The organism is Bdellovibrio bacteriovorus HD100 (assembly GCF_000196175.1).
Lineage (GTDB): Bacteria > Bdellovibrionota > Bdellovibrionia > Bdellovibrionales > Bdellovibrionaceae > Bdellovibrio > Bdellovibrio bacteriovorus.
The window spans coordinates 1,197,936-1,214,856 of record NC_005363.1 but is presented as its reverse complement, the minus strand read 5'-3'; the positions used below and the strand labels follow the sequence as shown (position 1 = coordinate 1,214,856).

Genomic DNA, 16,921 nt, shown 5'->3' with positions numbered 1-16,921 from the left:
TGACAGGCCTATCGCTTTTTCCCAGGGGCCTTGCGTTGCTGGGAAAAGCCCCCTCGTTGTGGCACACTCCCCGCCATTCGGGGGCATTCCATGAATAAATTTGTTGTTTTAGCTGTTCTTCTTCTTTCCTCAGTCTCTGCCTTTGCAGACCTGGATGGAACTTTCGAAAAAATCCGCAATCAAGCCCGTCATTATCGTGATCCAGGAGCCGTGTGCGAGGAAGTCGCGCGTGCTGAATTTTCGGAAAAATACCCTGCTCCCCAATATGAAGTGATCGTGGGCATTGCCTACAACCTGAAAGGTCGCACCGTGGGCGAACTGGACATGGTTTTGATGGATCACAACACTCAGAAAGTTGCGATGGTGGGCGAAGTAAAATGTTACAGCAACCTGAAAAACGGCCTGACCAAAGCCAAACAACAGCGCAAACGCTTCCTGACCCACCTGGGGTCGGGCGCTCCTTTGGAGTTCATCAACACCTCCACCGGGGAAAAGTACGCTTACGACAAATTCCAGTATGTGCGTGAATTCATCTCTGTATCGCAAAAAGGCGGAAAAGCTGTGGGCTTTGATGTAGAGCTTGAGCACAACTTGGATGAAATGACCCAGTTGCGCGACAGAATCATCCACTGCCAAAAAGACAATCTTTGCCCTGTGCCGTAAAAGTCGCTCCTGCCTTGCAATTCAAGTCTGGATCGTGCCAGACTTGATTGCACAGGGGGAACTTTATGAAATCGGTAATTTCAGTATTCATTTTCTTGCTAAGTCTGTCTGCCCACGCCGAAGTCGGCTTCAAAAACGGAAATCAAAAAACAGCTGTTCTTGCTCAAGGACGAATCGTCGTCCACTGCTTCGGGAACAACCCAGGCGGTCCATCCCACGGCTCTTTCATCTGCCGCGAAGAAATTCTGACAGCGGGAGAATACGACTATTTCGTCGGCCCGGCGGGCATTAAAGGTGACTCGGTTACGCTGACAGCTCTGCACCAGGACGGATCACAAAGAACCAAAACTGTTGATTACGACAGCGCCAAAGGCCAAAGCAAGAAATCCATCAACCTGTGGATCGCCACCTTGCTGCAACGCCCGCTTCTGGATCCAGGCACAAACACTGTCAGATACAAAATCACATCCAACGGCAAAGTCACAGCTTCTGGCGAATTCGTGGCCGAGATCAAAGACGGCGGCACCAAAAACTGCTCCCGCACAGGATCCTACACTTCCAACACGCCATCAGACTGCCAAAACGGAACATCACTGTGCCGCCGCTACTTCAACGAAAACAACTATTGTTTGTAAAACGATCTTTATAACAAAAACCGTTCAAAAAGGTTCAGATGCGAGGCGGAGGGTTTTTCGCGAAACGGAGGCGTGCTTCAAGCACGTCGAAGAGAAGCGAAAGGCCCGCCAACGAAGTCAGATGGGCCTTTTTCAACGGTTTCAGTCTAAGAAGTCAGAGGCTGAAATCTTGCCTTTGATCATGACGATCAAACCCGCCGCCATACACGCTAGCGCCACGCCCACCCCGATCAGGTTGCGGTGACCCAGGTTGATCATGCCCAGCAGGATCAACAGCGCGCTCAGGCCAAACGGACCCCAGTACATGTACTTGTTCCACTTCGGCTTCATCGCCTGATCTTTGGCCGTAGGTTTTTGGCTCAATCCCACCATCATCAAAGAGTTGATACGCGCGATCATCTGATCACATTGTGGATCACCGCCTTGCGCGGTTTTTAGGTCTTCGTACTTCAAAATAGCAAAACGCAAAGCATCCAGTTCATGGCAAGAACGGATGAACTCGTCATGCAGGGATTCATTGTCGAAGTTTTCAACCAGGTTCTTCCACTTGCGCACAAGGCTTGGCTGAGCTTTCAGGGAAGGGTCCTTTGGCAGACCTTCCAGCTTTTCAAAGATCACGTGGCAAGAGTAACACTCTTTCGCACGACGACCGTTCAAAGCCCCACACTTCGGGCAGCCCTTCATCTCTTGAGCACCCGGCTCAATAGCATGATCTTCTTGTCGCTTAGCAGCAAGAACAAGCTCGCTTTTCTCCAATTCTGGAGCGGATTCGGCAAGTGACGCCTCTTCAGCCTCAAGTGAAACTGCAAAACAGATCACATTCGCCGGATCTTGAGGAGGATATTCGAAACTGAAACGACCCTCGCAGGAAATGCACTGAAACAGCGGCGACTCCGTCTGGATGTCGTCACTTTCAACCTCGTACAATTTCGCGCATGATGGGCATCTGATCTTCAATTTCACGTGGACTCACTCACTCTTTATGTTACTAATACCATGATGAAGAGATGGTTTCAATTTTTCAAGCATAAAGCCTACGATTTTCGTTGGGCGATTCTCTCCGGAATTCTCGTCGGCACAAGTTACATTCCGTTTCCTCCTTGGGCGCTGATCTTCTGCTACACGCCTCTGTGGATTTACGTGACGGAAGAATCCTCGTCGGTGAAGAAATCTTTCTGGGCCGGATGGGTCACACAGTTCATTCTGACCTTGATTGGTTTTCACTGGATCGCCTACACCGCGCATGAATTCGGTCAGCTTCCGTGGGCCGTGTCCTATCTGGCGCTGCTGCTTTTTTGTGCGTTTATGCATTTGTATATCCCAGTGGCCGTGGCGGCGGGAACCTGGCTGCGCCTGAGATTCAAGCTTTCCGGTGGGCAGACTCTGTTTACGATCGCTCTTTTGCATGCCCTTTTGGAACGAACCTGGCCGGTGATTTTTGAGTGGCATCTTGGTTACACTCTGATCTGGTCGAAGATTCCGATGTATCACCTGGCGGATCTGGTCGGCTTCCACGGGCTTTCCGCGGTGGTGTTGCTTTTCAACGCCTGGATGGGTTACGTGTGGCTGAAACAAAGCTTTGTCAAAAAAGCCTTAAGTCACCTGTCATTGCTGGCGCTGACTTTTGCTGCTTTGGTGGGCTGGGGCTTCTGGCACGGCAAAGCCTGGAACAAGTTTGACGGCGAAACCAAGGCCACCGTGGTTCAGGCCAATATCGGCAATCTGGAAAAGATCTATGCCGAACAGGGCCGCGCTTATCAGGAAGTCATCACCCGCAAATTCCTGGATCTGTCTTTTGCTGCTATGCAAAAGTACCCGCAGACCGACATCCTGATCTGGCCGGAAACGGCCTTCCCCGATTATCTGGATCAGCATCTTTTGGACCGCAAACACGCACAGATCCTGATTTCAGGTTTGCAGCCGCTGAGCCGCCCGTTGATCACCGGGGCTTATTCCAAAGATCCCAAGGCCGATGAAAAGCAGGACACCTCCACTTACAACGCCCTTTTCCTGGTGGATCCACTGGGTAACAACTTGGATAAACCTTACCGCAAGACAGAACTTCTGGCGTTTGGCGAATACCTGCCATTGAGCGAACAATTCCCGTTCTTGCTGAAACTTTTGCCGTTTGTTTCAAACTTCGGCCGCGGCCACGGGCCGGAAGTGATGAAGTGGGACACTCCGCAAGGTTCAGTTCGTTGGGGTGGTCAGATCTGCTATGAAGGTCTTTACCCGTCCTTCACCCGCGGTCTTGCTGAAAAAGGCGCCGACATTCTGGTGAACGTGACCAACGACTCGTGGTTTGGAAAAACCTTTGAACCACAGCAACATTTGTACATGACTCTGGCCCGTGCCATTGAAGTGCGCCGTCCTTTAGTGCGCTCAACCAACACCGGGGTCAGCACCGCTGTTTTGGCAAACGGTGACGTTCTACAAAAATCACCACTCCATGAAGAATGGAGCGGACAGTTCGTGATAAAGTATCTTAAAAACGCTCCCCTTACTTTCTTTGTCCAATGGGGTCATTGGGACTGGATTGTAATTTTGCTTGTGCTGGGAGCAGTGATTGGCCGAGGAGCCCTCAATGCAAGATCTCGTCGTTCTTGACTGGATAGAAATTCTAGAAAAAATCAAAGCCCACGCCACCAGTGACATGGGTCGTGAAGCTATCATGCAAACGGAGCCTTTGAAAACTCCGCAAGAGGCGCACGCAAGCTTTCAGGAAATCAACAACGCCACGGAAGTCTTAAACCAAGGCGTCCGCCCGTTCATGACCAGTCTGGATCTTTATTCGACCTGGATTCTGCGCCTGAAAAAAAATGCGGTCCTGAAAACTTTGGAAATGAAAGATGTCAGAAGCTTCTGTCTTGAAGCTTTGGCTTTGAAAGAAGCCCTGCACCCGGTGCAAAACGACTGGGCCCAGCGCATTCACCAAAGCCTGATGAAGGCCGAAGAACCGGTCTCCGCGATTGACCAGATCCTGACCCCAAGTGGTGACATCCGGTCGGACGCCAGTGAAACCCTGTTCCGTCTTTTCCGTGAAAAAGAGCGTCTGGCGCGTGAAGTGCAAAGCACTTTAGACCGTCTGGTGAAAGATCATCAGATGGAAAACGTCCTGCAAGACAAGTACGTCACCACCCGTGACGGCCGCTGGGTCTTGCCGGTTCGAAGCGGTATGCAGCACCATCTGCCGGGTGTGATCCATGGATCTTCCCAAACCAAACAGACCGTGTTCATTGAACCGGAAAAAGTCATCCCGTCCAACAACCGCCTGCGCCAGATCGAGGTGGAAATTGAAGACGAGATCGAAAGACTTTTGACCGAGCTTTCCCGTTATCTGTCTTCCAAGTCTTTGGACATTGAAAGCTCGCAAGTGCTGATGAAAGACGCCGACGTGCGTTTTGCTCAAGCCCAGTTTGCCAATCAGGTGGAGGCCCACCCGATCGAGTTTTCTGATGACAGCATGGAGCTGATCGAGGTTCGCCATCCCCTGCTGCAATTGTCCGGCAAAAAAGTCGTCGCCAACACCGTGCTGCTGGAAGGACACAAAAGTATTTTGCTTTTAAGTGGTCCCAATGCCGGTGGTAAAACCGTGCTTCTGAAATCCATCGGTCTGGCCGCACAGATGGCCCGCTGTGGTCTGCCGATTTGCGCCAGCGAAACTTCGAAACTGCCGTTCTTTAAAAATGTTCTGATCGGCATTGGTGATGCGCAAAGCGTGGACGAAGAGCTTTCCACGTTCGCGGCACACTTGAAGATTCTAGGCAAAGCCGCATCCGTCAAAGGCCGCGACAATCTGATTCTGATCGATGAGATCTGCGGATCCACCGACCCGGAAGAAGGCAGTGCCCTGGGCCGTGCCTTTATCGAAGAGTTCTCGAACAACGACGTCTTTGCCGTGATCACGTCCCACTTGGGCCCGTTAAAATCCGGCTGGGACGAACAAAGCCGTGTCTATAACGGAAGCTTGGAATACGACCCGAAAACCGGCCGCCCGACGTATCAGTTCCTGGCGGGTATCCCCGGGGATTCCATGGCGATTCAGACGGCCAAACGCGTGGGTGTTGCTCAAAGCATCGTTCAGCGCGCTTTGGATGTGCTGGCCCCGGCCACACGTGCGCGTCTGGAAGGTCTTGAACAGATCGAGCAACTGAAGGCGGATATCAATCTTTTGCAGGACCACCTGAAAAAAGAAACCAAGAAGGCCACCGAGATGAAGCGCAAGTATGAAGGCATGCTTGAGCAATTCAACAAGGACAAGGACGAATGGCTGCAGCGCACGGTGAAAAAAGCCGAGCGCAAAGTGGAAGAAGCCATTGCTCACGCCAAAGCCGATGAGACCTTCAAACGTCACACCGCTTTGCAGGAGATCAAATACAAACTGCCAGAGATCGTGAAAGCAAAACCGATCACACAGCCGGGGGCTCCGGAAACCGCCGAAGAGTTTGGCAAGAAGTTCCCACCGGGATCCAAAGTGTATGTGCCGACCCTGAATCAAGACGGCATCATCCAAAGCACGCCGAACTCCAAGGGTGATGTCATGATTTTGTCAGGCTCGGTGCGCCTGCAGCTGCCATGGACTATTTTAAAACCTGCGGGGAAACCGTCCAATCCAACGTCTCAGCTGATCCGTCAGAGTTCCAACATCACCGTGGCTTTGGCTGACGATGATCGCACTTTGGATCTGCGCGGTCGCACAGTCGAAGATGCCTTGCAGGAACTGGAATTGACATTGGACAAAGCCGCTCAGGCCCGCGAAGATCGTATTAAGATCATCCACGGCCATGGCACGGAAGCCTTGAAGAAAGCTGTGCGCACGTACCTGTCCCGTTCCATCTACGTAAAAAAATGGAAGGCTGGGTCACCAGAAGGTGGCGGCGACGGCATCACGTGGGTTGAAATCGGCGAAGCATAAGGACCTTTATGACATACGTGAATATGGTTTTGAATCACCCTTGGTTTAATCTGTTTGTGCTTTGGTCCCTGCTGGGACTGGGGGTGGGCGTGGTTGCCAAGATCATCATCCCCGGCAGCGAAAACATGGGCTGGATTCGCACCATTTTATTGGGACTTGCAGGATCTTTCCTGGGGAATTTCCTGACACCACGAGTGTTTCATTGGCCCAAGTACAACGCCTTCAGCTGGGAAGGCATCGCCATCGGCATTGGTGGCGCGGTGATTCTGGTTCTCGTCAACCGGGTCGTCACTCGATCCTAGCTGATGAGCCCTCCAACTTCGACAGAGCAAATCAAGCGCGCCCTTGCAAGGCGCGCTTTTTTTATTTATTCAACAAAGTGAGGTTCTGGAACTGGCGGCGGAGTTTCACGTTTCGGATGACAGACCACGCCACACTTCACAAAACAGCCCCGGCCGGTGTTCCAGCAGTACTTCGCAATGGGCATCATGTCGGACGGGCAACTAAGACGATTGGCCTCAAAAACAGGCTCTACCACGAAGTTTTCTTGAATTTCCTGAAGATTGACCACTTCCTCAGCAGCAAAAGACGTGGCACTTGACAAGGCCACCACGGCAAAGAGAGATAGAACGAATGCTTTCATATATTCTCCTGGGTTATGATTGATATATGCGACCCGGGATCAGACTAAAAGGAAGCACCTTGGACTTGCTATTGATTTCAGAAAAGCGTGCCGGAAATCAGCGACAGAAAGAATGAATATGTTAATTGAAGACTACAACATCGCAAGCTGGATCATTTCAAAGACACTGGCGCTGGCTTACTTTGTCGCCTTTTTGTCTTTGCTGCCACAGGTGTTGGGCCTTTATGGATCTCAAGGCATTTTGTCGATTGATCATCTTTTAAATCTTTTGGACAAGGAACTGAAAGCCGAACGCTTTTATCATGTTCCGAGCCTGTTCTGGTTTTCTTCGGGCGATCTGACATTGAAGCTGTTCTGCTTTATCGGCATGACCGCTTCATCGTTGGCATTCCTGGGTTTTTCCCAAAGCTTTATGTTTTTGACGTGTTTCATCTGCTACCTTTCTTTTGTCAGCTGCGGGCAGATCTTTTTAAGTTATCAGTGGGACAGCTTGCTTCTTGAGCTGGGCTTTTTGGGATTGTTCTTCGCCCCCTGGCAGTGGGAATGGATTCCTCTGGCGGCGCACAATCTGCATCCGATCATGCTGGGACTGGTGATTTTCTTATTGTTCAAACTGATGTTCTTGTCTGGCGTTGTAAAACTCACGCATAAAGACGGCAGCTGGAAAGATCTGACGGCCCTGACCTATCATTACTGGACTCAGCCACTGCCGACCCCGTTGGCGTACTTTGCACACAAGATGCCTCGCTGGTTCCAGAAAGTCAGCACAGTGATCATGTTCTTTATCGAACTGGTTTGTCCGTTTTTGATGCTGGTGCCTGGGAAGACCCAAGTCATTGCGGTGGCATTGCTTTTAAGTTTGCAGTTCCTGATCATCCTGACTGGCAACTATGGCTTCTTTAATTTGCTGACCATCGGCCTTTGCCTGGCCGTGCTGCCGGATTCCGCCTGGGGATTCAAAATCAACTGGGTTGAAGCCACCACATTGCCCACCCCAGTGATGCTGATACCGGCATTGATTCTGGTACCCTCGTCCCTATTTTGGATTTTGAAAACACTTTCTGAAAACAGCACGAAATTAAATTTCATGTTGCCGTACATGCGCTTCTTTTACCCGTTCCGCATCAACAATCCTTATGGGTTGTTCGCAGTGATGACCAAAACCCGCCCGGAAGTGGTTCTGCAAGGAAGCAACGATGGACTGAACTGGGAAGATTATGAATTCCAGTTCAAACCCGGCGGCCTAAAAAAAGCGCCCCCGGTGTGTGCTCCCCACCAACCACGCATGGACTGGCAGATGTGGTTCGCAGCGCTAGAGAACTTCAACGAAAACATGTGGCTGCAAAACCTCGCAACCCGCGTGTTTGAACAATCCCCGGATGTGATGACCTTGTTCAGCAAGGATCCCTTCAAGGGAACCTCGCCACGATTCCTGCGTTTTGAACGCTATGAATACCGCTTCAGCGACTTCAAAGACCTGCGGCAAAACGGCCAGTGGTGGGAACGCGTTCATTCAGGTTCTTACGGCCCCGTGTTCGGCAGAGACGATGGGAACGGCGAGCCTGCTTAGAAGATTTTTCAGTCTGTCTTAAGTTTAATCCACCATAAACAAACAATGAGATTTCAAACTTAAACGCGCCAGTGACGAAACTGGCGCTCTTTTATTTTTTGCGGCCTTTCGTTAGAACTTCTCCATTCACAATCAAGGAGTTTTTATGAAAGCCCTCTTGTTCCTTTTGATCGCTGGTCTTCTGCTTGGCACTGTTCCTTCCCACGCCAAACTTCAACCTCTGACAGACGACGAGATGTCGAACGTCTACGGCTCCGCTGATTTGGCCAGCAGCCTGCTCTTTATGTTCGAAGTAAGGCGGGTTTCCGGTCAACCCATGACCGGGGTTGAAGTCATGAACCACCTTCAGGCGGTCAGCAAAGCTTTCGGTATCACTCTGGAAAACATCACAGTTGTGGGAGAAAAATATGGCTCATTGCAGATGACGGTGATCAAGGATGGCAAAACCATTTCGACCACTCAGCTTCCGTCTCATTTTGATCGCATTCACATCGGAGCCATTCGAGCGGGCAACGGACCTTCCATGGGTTCTATGACGATTGAGGGTTTGAATATCTCCGGCCACATCACCGTGACACTGCACTAGAATGAGAAACCTGCGCGCAAAGTGACACGCGTTGCGCGGCACCCTCTTAGAAGTTTGACGTTTCACTCTGGGAACGTATCAGTCCGAGAATGATGGAATTTGCAACCACCTGAAATCAGGTGGTTTTTTATTTTGTCTCAGTCTGACCTATGGCACCGCTGTTGCTTTATAGATTGGCATTAGGGGGCTTTATGAAAAATGCGAAACAAATCTTCACAACTCTTCTGACACTCGGTGCACTGTCCATGTTGACAGCTTGCGGATCCAGCCAGCAGGTAGCAGGCTCTACCGATTCTTCCAGCCGCACACCAGTAACAGACATTGGTTCTGCATCTTCTAAAGCTCTGGCTTATTGCAATCAGGCCTCTGGCAACGACATCACCGGCAAAATGAAGGTCTTCGTTGATTCCAGCAACTATGTTCGTATGGAATACGTTTACCTGCGCCTGACTTCACTTCCAGCGACTTTCAAAACCGGCGGTTCTTATATCTCTTTGTGGAAATGGCTGGCAAACCCATCCGGTTACACCAACCTGGACACTTCCGCTTTGAACTTCGCTTTGATGAACCCGGCGAACGGTCAATACCTGACTGGCTGGAAGACGACTTTGAAATGGTCTGATGTTGTGACTGTTGCTTCCGGCATGGGTTACACAGATCCACAGACTTTCTTCAACAACGTCAACATCCTGGTTGATCTGAAAGATCCAAATGGTGAATACGATGCACTGAAGATCTCCAACTACGATGCATCCACCAACAAAGCGATCAACACGGTTGACGGTCTGTTGCCACTGTTTGCTGCAAACCCAGCAGACTACGCTAACGACAACGGCTCTACCCGCGCCGGTGTCCTGCAGAAGCTGCACCCTTTCTATGGCAAGTCTGGTCAGTTCTCTACTTCCCAGTTCCAGTCCATGGCGAACAACTACTGCTTCTAATAAGTCCCAACCCCCAAACGCAAAAAAGCCACTCTTCCCCCAGAGTGGCTTTTTTCATTTTTAAAACCGGCAATTTTAACGGTTGGTCAAAAAGGTTCAGATGCAAGGCGGAGGTGGGTCCTCGCAGCGCAGGCGTGCTCCTGCACGTCGAAGCGAGAAGCCCCGCCGACAACGCAGTCAGATGGGCCTTTTTCACCGACCGTCAGTGGGCGGATTCCTGGCTGACTTCTTCGGCCTGTAAGTTTTCGCCTTGGCGGTAGCGATCTGCCAGCGTCTTGTCGGTCGTTGGGAATGAGAACAACAACGAATGCACGTTGGAGTCTTCGTCTTCCTGAGTGACCGCGATATAGATCAGATCCTTGGTGGTTTCGTGATCCGGGAACTCGCGGATGAAGCTGACCAGGATGTTTCCATCCAGATCGTTCTTGCGCCAGATTTCATCAGCGCTTTCGATGGTCTCTTCACGAAGGTCGGCGTAGTCTTTGAATTTTTCCTGTGGGATGTCTTTTTCCCCACGGACTTTTAGCATCGCCTGATAAAGGCCCATGGCCAAAGGATCCCCTTCGCCCATCGCATCCCCTTCTACTGATCCTGCGGAAACCTCTTCAAAGGTTTTATCGTAAACCATTTCACCGCGCTGATAGTTCTGCCAAACGCGGCTGTCTTTGGATGGGAAATGGATGAACACGAATGATGGATATTCGTCTTCACTGGACACATAAGCCACAGCGACATATTTGAAGGCATCAACGCCTTCTTCGAAACTTTTAATGAAGTGGTAGATGGCAAAATCCTCGAAAGTCTTGTCATCCATCCAAACTTCATCTGGTTCGTCCAGTGTGGACTCCAAATAATGCTCGCGTTCAATTTGCTCTTCGTCAGTGAAATCCTCAGCCGAACGCAGAGCAATATACTCTTCTTCCAGCTTGTCGATGGCGCTTTGGAAATAGCCAAAAAGGTCTTTTTCATTCTCAAAAATCAGTCCAGCAGCCTCATCCACCAAGATGAGTTCTTTTTCAGAGGAGGTGCTTGGTTTCTTCTTTGCGCGGGTCTTTGTTTTCGCCATTCGTTTCGTATCCTTCACCTTTTCATTATTGAGACAATCCCTTCAGCCAACAACTAGAAAAAAGACACTCACGACGGCCCCTGTCATAGAAGTACTTTTGGTCTTGCAACTGTGGACAATATTCCTCACCATTCAACTTAAGACGTCAGCAGGAGGCGCTCTTGGTCAACATAGAAGAAACAAGTCTGGAACGAATGGAAGCTTTGCTGTCTCATTCCGCCATGGGTGTTCATGTTCTTTTTGACAACAAGTCGATCGCCACGGTCCTTAAGGAAGTGAGCGACGATAAGGACTTCTACAGCTTTGATAAGATGAAGAAGGTCCAGGATGTCATGACAGAGCTGATTGCCAAAAAAACCTACTTCGAAAAAATGGCCTATTTGCAGGCTCTGGATCAGGAATCCTATCAGATGCTGGTCAGGGCCTACTTCCACATCGTGGAAAACACGGTCCGCGCCAACCACGAACACGCACACTAACGAAAACGGGAACTCATAATTCCCGTTTTTTCGTTTAAAGTTTGCACACTTTCCCCGACTTGCTTCAGCCAATTTGGGATCTTCGATATTTCGTCTAAAGCTTAGAGTATTAATTCGACATCACTGCGGTTATTTAATGCGATGTGCCGACAGAGTGCTATTCTGAAGAGGTCGGATTTGGTGTCTTTCAAGATTCCCACCGCAAAGCCGATAGGAAGAACTGTGAAATATCGGATCTTCTTATCGGCTTTCTTATTTGTTCTGCTGCCGGCCTTTGCTCAGGCCGAGTACCGGGTCTTTGTTCTGAAGATCACAAAAAAGTCCGCCGATCCTCAGGCAGCACAGACACAGGACTTCCGTCTGGTTGAAAGCACCTTGGATCACGTTCAATACCGCTATTACTATCCCGTCGCCGCCGATGAAGAGGTCACATACATCGACACCTGGCGCTGCTATGGGCGCACCGGTGATTTTCAACCCCACTGCCCCAACCCGAAAGGCCAGATTCCGGCCGAGCCCGCCCCGGCTCCTTAAAACCTGTGTGTCGATTTGATACACTGGTTTCATGTCGTCAATTGACAATTCCACGAGAAAAGCCCAGCAAGCGGATTTGAGTGAACTTCAAGCCGATCACGCGCGCAAAAAAAAGCAGCTCGTGAAAGAGAATGAAGCCCAGCTTTCTGATCTTAAAGACTATTACCACGACAAAAAGGCCGGCCTTCAGGAACAGAATGAAGCCGCGATCAATCACATTCGCAAGAATCAGCAGCAAGCCGCGGCCGAAGCCATTGAGGATCGTCAGCGTCTGACGGAAAAATACAACTCCCGCACTCAAGCTCTGGCACAAACTTATGACGACAAACTGACCTCCACCCGCGAAAAACGCACCGAGCAGATCGCCCGCGCCCAGACTGATTCCCGTCAAAAAGTGGCCAGCATTGAAAAAGACGCTTCCGAACGCGTGGAATACCTCCGCACCAAAAGTGCTGACGACATCAAGGGCGCCAAAGAAAAATACAACAAGGACATGTCCCAGTTGAATGAATTCAGCGATCGCCGCCTGGAACAGCAGCGCACTCAGAACGATGCCAGCCTGAAAAATGAAGTCGAGCGCGGTCGCAACGTGCAAGAGCGCGTGCGCACCCGCAATGAAAAAGAATACGGTGAACTGCGTGAGCGCGGTGAAAAGGTTCTGGTACAGGAAAACGAAAAGCAGCAAAAACAACTGGCTCGCCAGGACAATGATTTTGCCAAACGCTATGATCAGCAGCAGACCCAGTGGGAATCCCGCGAAGGAAATCTGAACAAACAGTACTCTTCCCGTCTGCAGCATCAGAAAGTCGCTTACGAAAACGCGCTGGACAACCAGAACGACCGCTTCCAGAGCACTTACATGAAAACAGAGGACGCCAACCGCGAATCTTTGAACATTCAGAAGAAACGCTATGTGCGCGAACTGGCTGAGACGCGAAAAGACTTCGTCAAGGCCGCCGGAAAATACGCCACAAAAGAGGCTGACCCGTTCTACAAGGTCGAAGACCGTGGCAGCCAGATGAAAGAGAATCCTGATTTTTATATTCTACGCGCCTACGTGCCAGAGCATGAAAAGGATTCCGTGAAAGTGACGATTCAGAATGATCGTGCGACCGTGTCCGGTCAGCGATCTTTCAAAGACAAGATTGAAGAAGACGGCAAAAGTGTCAGCAGCGCAAACTTCCAGACATTCCGGGAAGAGTTTGCTTTCGACAAGCCGGTCATCACAGAGGGCATGACCCGTCAGCGCGATGGCGACTGGGTCGTCTATCACATCCCTAAAGGGCTCCCGAACCGCTTTGAACGAAAGGCTTAGCGCTCGTTTGCGCCGCCAGAAGATTTTCCAGGAAATAAGCCGACAACTGATGGCGTCCTTCCACTGAGGCTTTCTTATAAAGACTCAGGGCTTGTTGACGAGTTGTCGTTTCAGAGGTGCCTCGTCTGTCCGCGATTTCGCGCAGACTCAAGCCAAGAAGAATCAAACCACCCACTTCACTTTCAGTTTTGGTTAGGCCCCATTTGTTGAAATGAGTCTGGAAGTACGCTTGAAATTCTTCAGGATGTTGTTTCATATCCGAGATTTAATCGGAATTTGTTTAATCTGTCATCATACAGAAGTACGCAGTACGAAAATTTTCTGCCCCCGGTGGAGGGAAAGATGTTCCGTTTAGACCTTCATCAAATAACGAACTTCACGCATCACAAATGTAAGACGAGATTGAAGATCTTGAAGCATTTCAAGATTTGCGTGCAACTGAGCCAACGCATCCACTTCCACAACCGGCATGTCGGCCATTTCATGGTAAGACTTATGCGTAACAAGAGAGAAGGACTCAACAACAGACTCCGTCACAACAGTTTCAACTTGTGCGTTTTTATCCAATGTGATCACTCTCATCTTGCTCTCCTTCGCCTGCGTTTTCAGGCGCGAAATCAAAGTCTAGTTAGCTTCTTTCAATTCCAACAACTTAAATAAACTTACATGGACATTTTACACTGCTGGGCGCTAGTACTCGCACTGCAGGGCTGAAGAATCCACCTCAGCCAGGTTCACCCGATCGTCACCACTGGACAAATAGGTCGCCATCACGGAACCCGCGCCGTCCTTGTGTTTCAGGCCCAGCACATGCCCCATTTCATGAAGCACCAAAGCTTCAATATTGACCTCTCCGGATGTTTTCCGCGCCGGATTCACGGCGGTCGTCAGGCGCTGGTTATTCCAATAGAAATTAAAGTCATACGCGTTCAAACGGATGTCGGCTTCCTTGATAAGGTCCCCGATCCAATAAACACTGGTCCGGCCCTGTTCCGAAGCTCGGTTGCTTTCCCAGGTATCCATCAAATAGATGATGTTCTGCCCGTCTTTATGGGGAACAATCGGTCCGCTATAACGTGGATATTGAATGATATTGATCAGCTTACGTCCGGCTGTGCGCTCCCAGGTTTCTGCCGCACGCAGGATCGCAGGCACCATGGAATCCGGAATAGAGGAATGCAGTTGCATCGTCACTGGAGCATCACTTTTCCAGGAGATACGCTCGCCATACACGTTTTGCACGAAACCACAGTCTTCCTGGGATTTCGGAGCGCAGGCTTGAACGATTAATGCTATTGATAGGACCAATGCGGTCCCAAGCCACTTCCACATGAGAGCGACCTCCTCTGCCTTGAACTATTACAAGGAAAGGGCCACCTCGCCCCCGACCGAAAAATCCCCCTAAACCACTGGTTTTACTTAACAACTTAACAGCCCCCAGAAGCGGCCTTAAAACCGGCCAACGCCAAGGAAAAGCCGTCAGGTTTAGCGACAGGCCCTTAAAATCACTCTAAGTGTTTGATTTCATAGGATGTTTTCCCTGTAAAAGCTTTAAACACCCCTTCGCCGCAAAGTGTGGTGCAAAAGGATCCCATTCAAACTGGCCCGCTGATTGCTTTAGTGGGATGCATGTCTCAAATAGAGACAATCGGACCCCACCCCAATCGGGGAAACCTTAGCGGTCCACATAACACATCCCACATCCTTCCTTCCCTGGTGGTGAGCTGAAGAAAAGCTCCTCCCGCCAGCCGCGCGCGCGACGTTCAACCCTTGGAAAAAGACCGCATCTTTGATAAGAAAAAACCTTTCAACCAGAAAGGTCCCCCATGATGAAACTGACAGTGATTCCCGGTGATGGTATCGGCCCTGAGATTATGGCTCAGGTCGTTCGCGTTCTTAAACACGTCCATGCTCCATTTGAATATGAAGAGCACCAGGCCGGCGAAGTGGCTCTGAATTCCCTGGGCGAATTGCTGCCTCAGACCACCATTGATTCCATCAACAAAACCAAGCTGGCAATCAAAGGCCCAACGACCACTCCCGTCGGCGGAGGCCACAAGTCCATCAACGTGACCATGAGACAAAAGTTCGATCTTTATGCCAACGTGCGCCCGGTTCGTTCTTTGCCTGGTGTTCAGTGCGTTTGCTCGGATGTGGACCTGACCATCGTGCGTGAAAACACCGAAGACCTTTACGCGGGTATTGAGCGCATGGTCGATGAAGACACTGCAGAAAGCATCAAGCGCATCACACGCAAAGGATCTGAGCGCATTGCCCGTTATGCTTATGATCTGGCTCAGAAAACCGGCAAACCTCGTATGGCTATCGTGCACAAAGCCAACATCATGAAACTTTCTGACGGTCTGTTCCTTAAAGTGGCGCAGGAAGTGGGCTGGCAGTATCCGGAAATCACAACCAAAGATGTGATCGTGGATAACGCCTGCATGCAGCTGGTGACCAAGCCTCAGCAGTTTGATGTGATCGTGACTGAAAACCTTTACGGCGACATTCTGTCGGACCTGTGCGCGGGTCTGGTGGGCGGTCTGGGTGTGGTTCCTGGCGCCAACATTGGTGCCAATCACGCGATCTTTGAAGCGGTTCACGGTTCTGCACCGGATATCGCGGGCCAGAACAAAGCCAATCCAACAGCACTTCTTCAATCTGCAGTGATGATGCTTCAGCACGTGGGCGAAAATGCCAAAGCCGATGCAATCATGAAGGCTTTGATTGCCGCACTTTCTGACGTCAACGCAAGAACTGGGGATCTGGGTGGTAAAGGCACGACGGTGTCCTTCACCGACGCTATCATCCAGCGCCTGGGCCACTAAGATGAAGCCACTGATGATCTCCCCGATCCGCACAGAGATTTTCCGTCAAGGTGAGGACCTGGCGGAGTTCATCCTGGCTCATGTCGAAAAATCCCAATGGCAGGAAGGCGTCCTTCTTGCCATCACTTCCAAGATTATCTCTTTGGCGGAAAACCGCCTGGTTCCATTAAACAGCATCGACAAAAAAGACCTGATCCGCCGCGAGGCTGATCACTACCTGGGTGAAATCGGTCATGGCGTGTCCTTGACGATCAAAGAAGGTCTGCTGTTGCCTGCGGCCGGGATTGATGAATCCAATTCTGAAAACGGCGACTATATCCTGTACCCGCAAGATCCGTATCTTTCTGCGGAAAAACTGCGCCAGTCCCTTTGCAAGCGCACAGGACTAAAAAACCTGGGCATCATCGTGACGGATTCCCACACCAGTCCTTTGCGCAATGGTGTGACCGGCATCGCCCTGTCCTTTGCAGGCTTTGATCCAGTTCGCAACATGGTGGGAGAAAAGGACATCTTTGGCCGTGAACTGAAGATGACCAAGATCAATCTCGCCGACAGTCTGGCTGTCTCGGCAGTTTTAATGATGGGTGAAGCGGCTGAGCGCTGTCCGCTGGCCCTGATCTTTAATGCTCCGGTGACCTTCAACGAAAGTCCCCGCCGTGAGGATCTGCAGTTTACTCCCGAAGACGACATGTACCTGCCTCTTTACAAACATCTCATGAAGTAGAGTTTGCCTGATCCCGGTTTTA

Annotated in this window: 19 protein-coding genes; 13 read left to right on the top strand and 6 right to left on the bottom strand. The window is 50.5% G+C overall.

Annotated elements, in window-relative coordinates; genetic code table 11:
• Positions 1 to 90 precede the first annotated feature (90 nt).
• On the top strand, positions 91 to 663 hold the full coding sequence (locus BD_RS05820; protein ID WP_038451230.1) for a hypothetical protein: 573 nt from the start codon (positions 91 to 93) through the stop codon (positions 661 to 663).
• Positions 664 to 728: 65 nt separating this feature from the next.
• Positions 729 to 1,298 (top strand): hypothetical protein, encoded by a 570-nt coding sequence (locus BD_RS05815; RefSeq protein ID WP_041583494.1) that lies wholly within the window; start codon positions 729 to 731, stop codon positions 1,296 to 1,298.
• A 141-nt stretch (positions 1,299 to 1,439) separates the two neighbouring features.
• Here BD_RS05815 and BD_RS05810 read toward each other — a convergent pair whose 3' ends face one another.
• Positions 1,440 to 2,261: a hypothetical protein gene (locus BD_RS05810; RefSeq protein ID WP_011163778.1), complete on the bottom strand. Its 822-nt coding sequence runs from the start codon at positions 2,259 to 2,261 to the stop codon at positions 1,440 to 1,442.
• Between the two features lie 33 nt (positions 2,262 to 2,294).
• On the opposite strand from BD_RS05810, the gene lnt reads away from it, so the two are divergent.
• Genes lnt through BD_RS05795 form a run of 3 tightly spaced genes read left to right on the top strand, consistent with a single transcriptional unit; the run spans position 2,295 to position 6,515 of the window.
• The gene (lnt, locus tag BD_RS05805; protein WP_231839295.1) at positions 2,295 to 3,905 is read left to right on the top strand and encodes an apolipoprotein N-acyltransferase; all 1,611 of its coding nucleotides are present in this window, start codon (positions 2,295 to 2,297) and stop codon (positions 3,903 to 3,905) included.
• Positions 3,883 to 6,213, top strand: a complete 2,331-nt coding sequence (locus BD_RS05800) for an endonuclease MutS2 (RefSeq protein ID WP_011163776.1) — start codon at positions 3,883 to 3,885, stop codon at positions 6,211 to 6,213. The genes lnt and BD_RS05800 overlap by 23 nt, the downstream gene beginning before the upstream one ends.
• 8 nt (positions 6,214 to 6,221) lie before the next feature.
• Entirely contained in the window at positions 6,222 to 6,515 is a 294-nt protein-coding gene (locus tag BD_RS05795) for a GlsB/YeaQ/YmgE family stress response membrane protein (RefSeq protein ID WP_011163775.1), read from the top strand.
• A gap of 65 nt (positions 6,516 to 6,580) precedes the next feature.
• Here BD_RS05795 and BD_RS05790 read toward each other — a convergent pair whose 3' ends face one another.
• Complete coding sequence (locus BD_RS05790; protein ID WP_011163774.1) at positions 6,581 to 6,856, bottom strand: hypothetical protein; 276 nt, start codon at positions 6,854 to 6,856, stop codon at positions 6,581 to 6,583.
• Positions 6,857 to 6,968: 112 nt separating this feature from the next.
• Here BD_RS05790 and BD_RS05785 point away from each other — a divergent pair, with 112 nt between their 5' ends.
• The 3 genes from BD_RS05785 to BD_RS05775 all read left to right on the top strand — a co-directional run bounded on the left by BD_RS05785 (position 6,969) and on the right by BD_RS05775 (position 9,953).
• Positions 6,969 to 8,426, top strand: coding sequence for a lipase maturation factor family protein (locus BD_RS05785; RefSeq protein WP_048349715.1), 1,458 nt, complete (start codon positions 6,969 to 6,971; stop codon positions 8,424 to 8,426).
• A 145-nt stretch (positions 8,427 to 8,571) separates the two neighbouring features.
• A complete protein-coding gene (locus tag BD_RS05780) occupies positions 8,572 to 9,012 on the top strand; it encodes a hypothetical protein (protein ID WP_011163772.1) in 441 nt (146 codons plus the stop codon).
• Positions 9,013 to 9,203: 191 nt separating this feature from the next.
• Positions 9,204 to 9,953: a hypothetical protein gene (locus BD_RS05775; RefSeq protein ID WP_011163771.1), complete on the top strand. Its 750-nt coding sequence runs from the start codon at positions 9,204 to 9,206 to the stop codon at positions 9,951 to 9,953.
• A 202-nt stretch (positions 9,954 to 10,155) separates the two neighbouring features.
• Here the strand turns inward: BD_RS05775 and BD_RS05770 are convergent, their stop codons facing one another.
• Positions 10,156 to 11,019 (bottom strand): PBECR2 nuclease fold domain-containing protein, encoded by an 864-nt coding sequence (locus tag BD_RS05770; RefSeq protein ID WP_038451214.1) that lies wholly within the window; start codon positions 11,017 to 11,019, stop codon positions 10,156 to 10,158.
• Positions 11,020 to 11,180: 161 nt separating this feature from the next.
• On the opposite strand from BD_RS05770, the gene BD_RS05765 reads away from it, so the two are divergent.
• The 3 genes from BD_RS05765 (at position 11,181) to BD_RS05755 (ending at position 13,347) form a co-directional block, all read left to right on the top strand.
• A complete protein-coding gene (locus tag BD_RS05765) occupies positions 11,181 to 11,498 on the top strand; it encodes a hypothetical protein (RefSeq protein WP_011163769.1) in 318 nt (105 codons plus the stop codon).
• Between the two features lie 222 nt (positions 11,499 to 11,720).
• Positions 11,721 to 12,032, top strand: coding sequence for a hypothetical protein (locus tag BD_RS05760; protein WP_041583704.1), 312 nt, complete (start codon positions 11,721 to 11,723; stop codon positions 12,030 to 12,032).
• 31 nt (positions 12,033 to 12,063) lie between these two features.
• Complete coding sequence (locus BD_RS05755) at positions 12,064 to 13,347, top strand: Hsp20/alpha crystallin family protein (protein WP_011163767.1); 1,284 nt, start codon at positions 12,064 to 12,066, stop codon at positions 13,345 to 13,347.
• On the opposite strand, the gene BD_RS05750 is transcribed toward BD_RS05755, so the two are convergent.
• The 3 genes from BD_RS05750 to BD_RS05740 form a co-directional block, all read right to left on the bottom strand.
• Entirely contained in the window at positions 13,310 to 13,603 is a 294-nt protein-coding gene (locus tag BD_RS05750; RefSeq protein ID WP_011163766.1) for a helix-turn-helix transcriptional regulator, read from the bottom strand. The genes BD_RS05755 and BD_RS05750 overlap by 38 nt on opposite strands.
• Positions 13,604 to 13,698: 95 nt before the next feature.
• Entirely contained in the window at positions 13,699 to 13,929 is a 231-nt protein-coding gene (locus BD_RS05745; RefSeq protein ID WP_011163765.1) for a hypothetical protein, read from the bottom strand.
• 108 nt (positions 13,930 to 14,037) lie between these two features.
• On the bottom strand, positions 14,038 to 14,679 hold the full coding sequence (locus BD_RS05740) for a matrixin family metalloprotease (protein WP_011163764.1): 642 nt from the start codon (positions 14,677 to 14,679) through the stop codon (positions 14,038 to 14,040).
• 494 nt (positions 14,680 to 15,173) lie between these two features.
• Here BD_RS05740 and BD_RS05735 point away from each other — a divergent pair, with 494 nt between their 5' ends.
• Together BD_RS05735 and BD_RS05730 are read left to right on the top strand one after the other, a co-directional pair.
• Positions 15,174 to 16,175: an isocitrate/isopropylmalate dehydrogenase family protein gene (locus BD_RS05735; RefSeq protein ID WP_011163763.1), complete on the top strand. Its 1,002-nt coding sequence runs from the start codon at positions 15,174 to 15,176 to the stop codon at positions 16,173 to 16,175.
• 1 nt (position 16,176) lies between these two features.
• On the top strand, positions 16,177 to 16,899 hold the full coding sequence (locus BD_RS05730; RefSeq protein WP_011163762.1) for a coenzyme F420-0:L-glutamate ligase: 723 nt from the start codon (positions 16,177 to 16,179) through the stop codon (positions 16,897 to 16,899).
• Positions 16,900 to 16,921 lie beyond the last annotated feature (22 nt).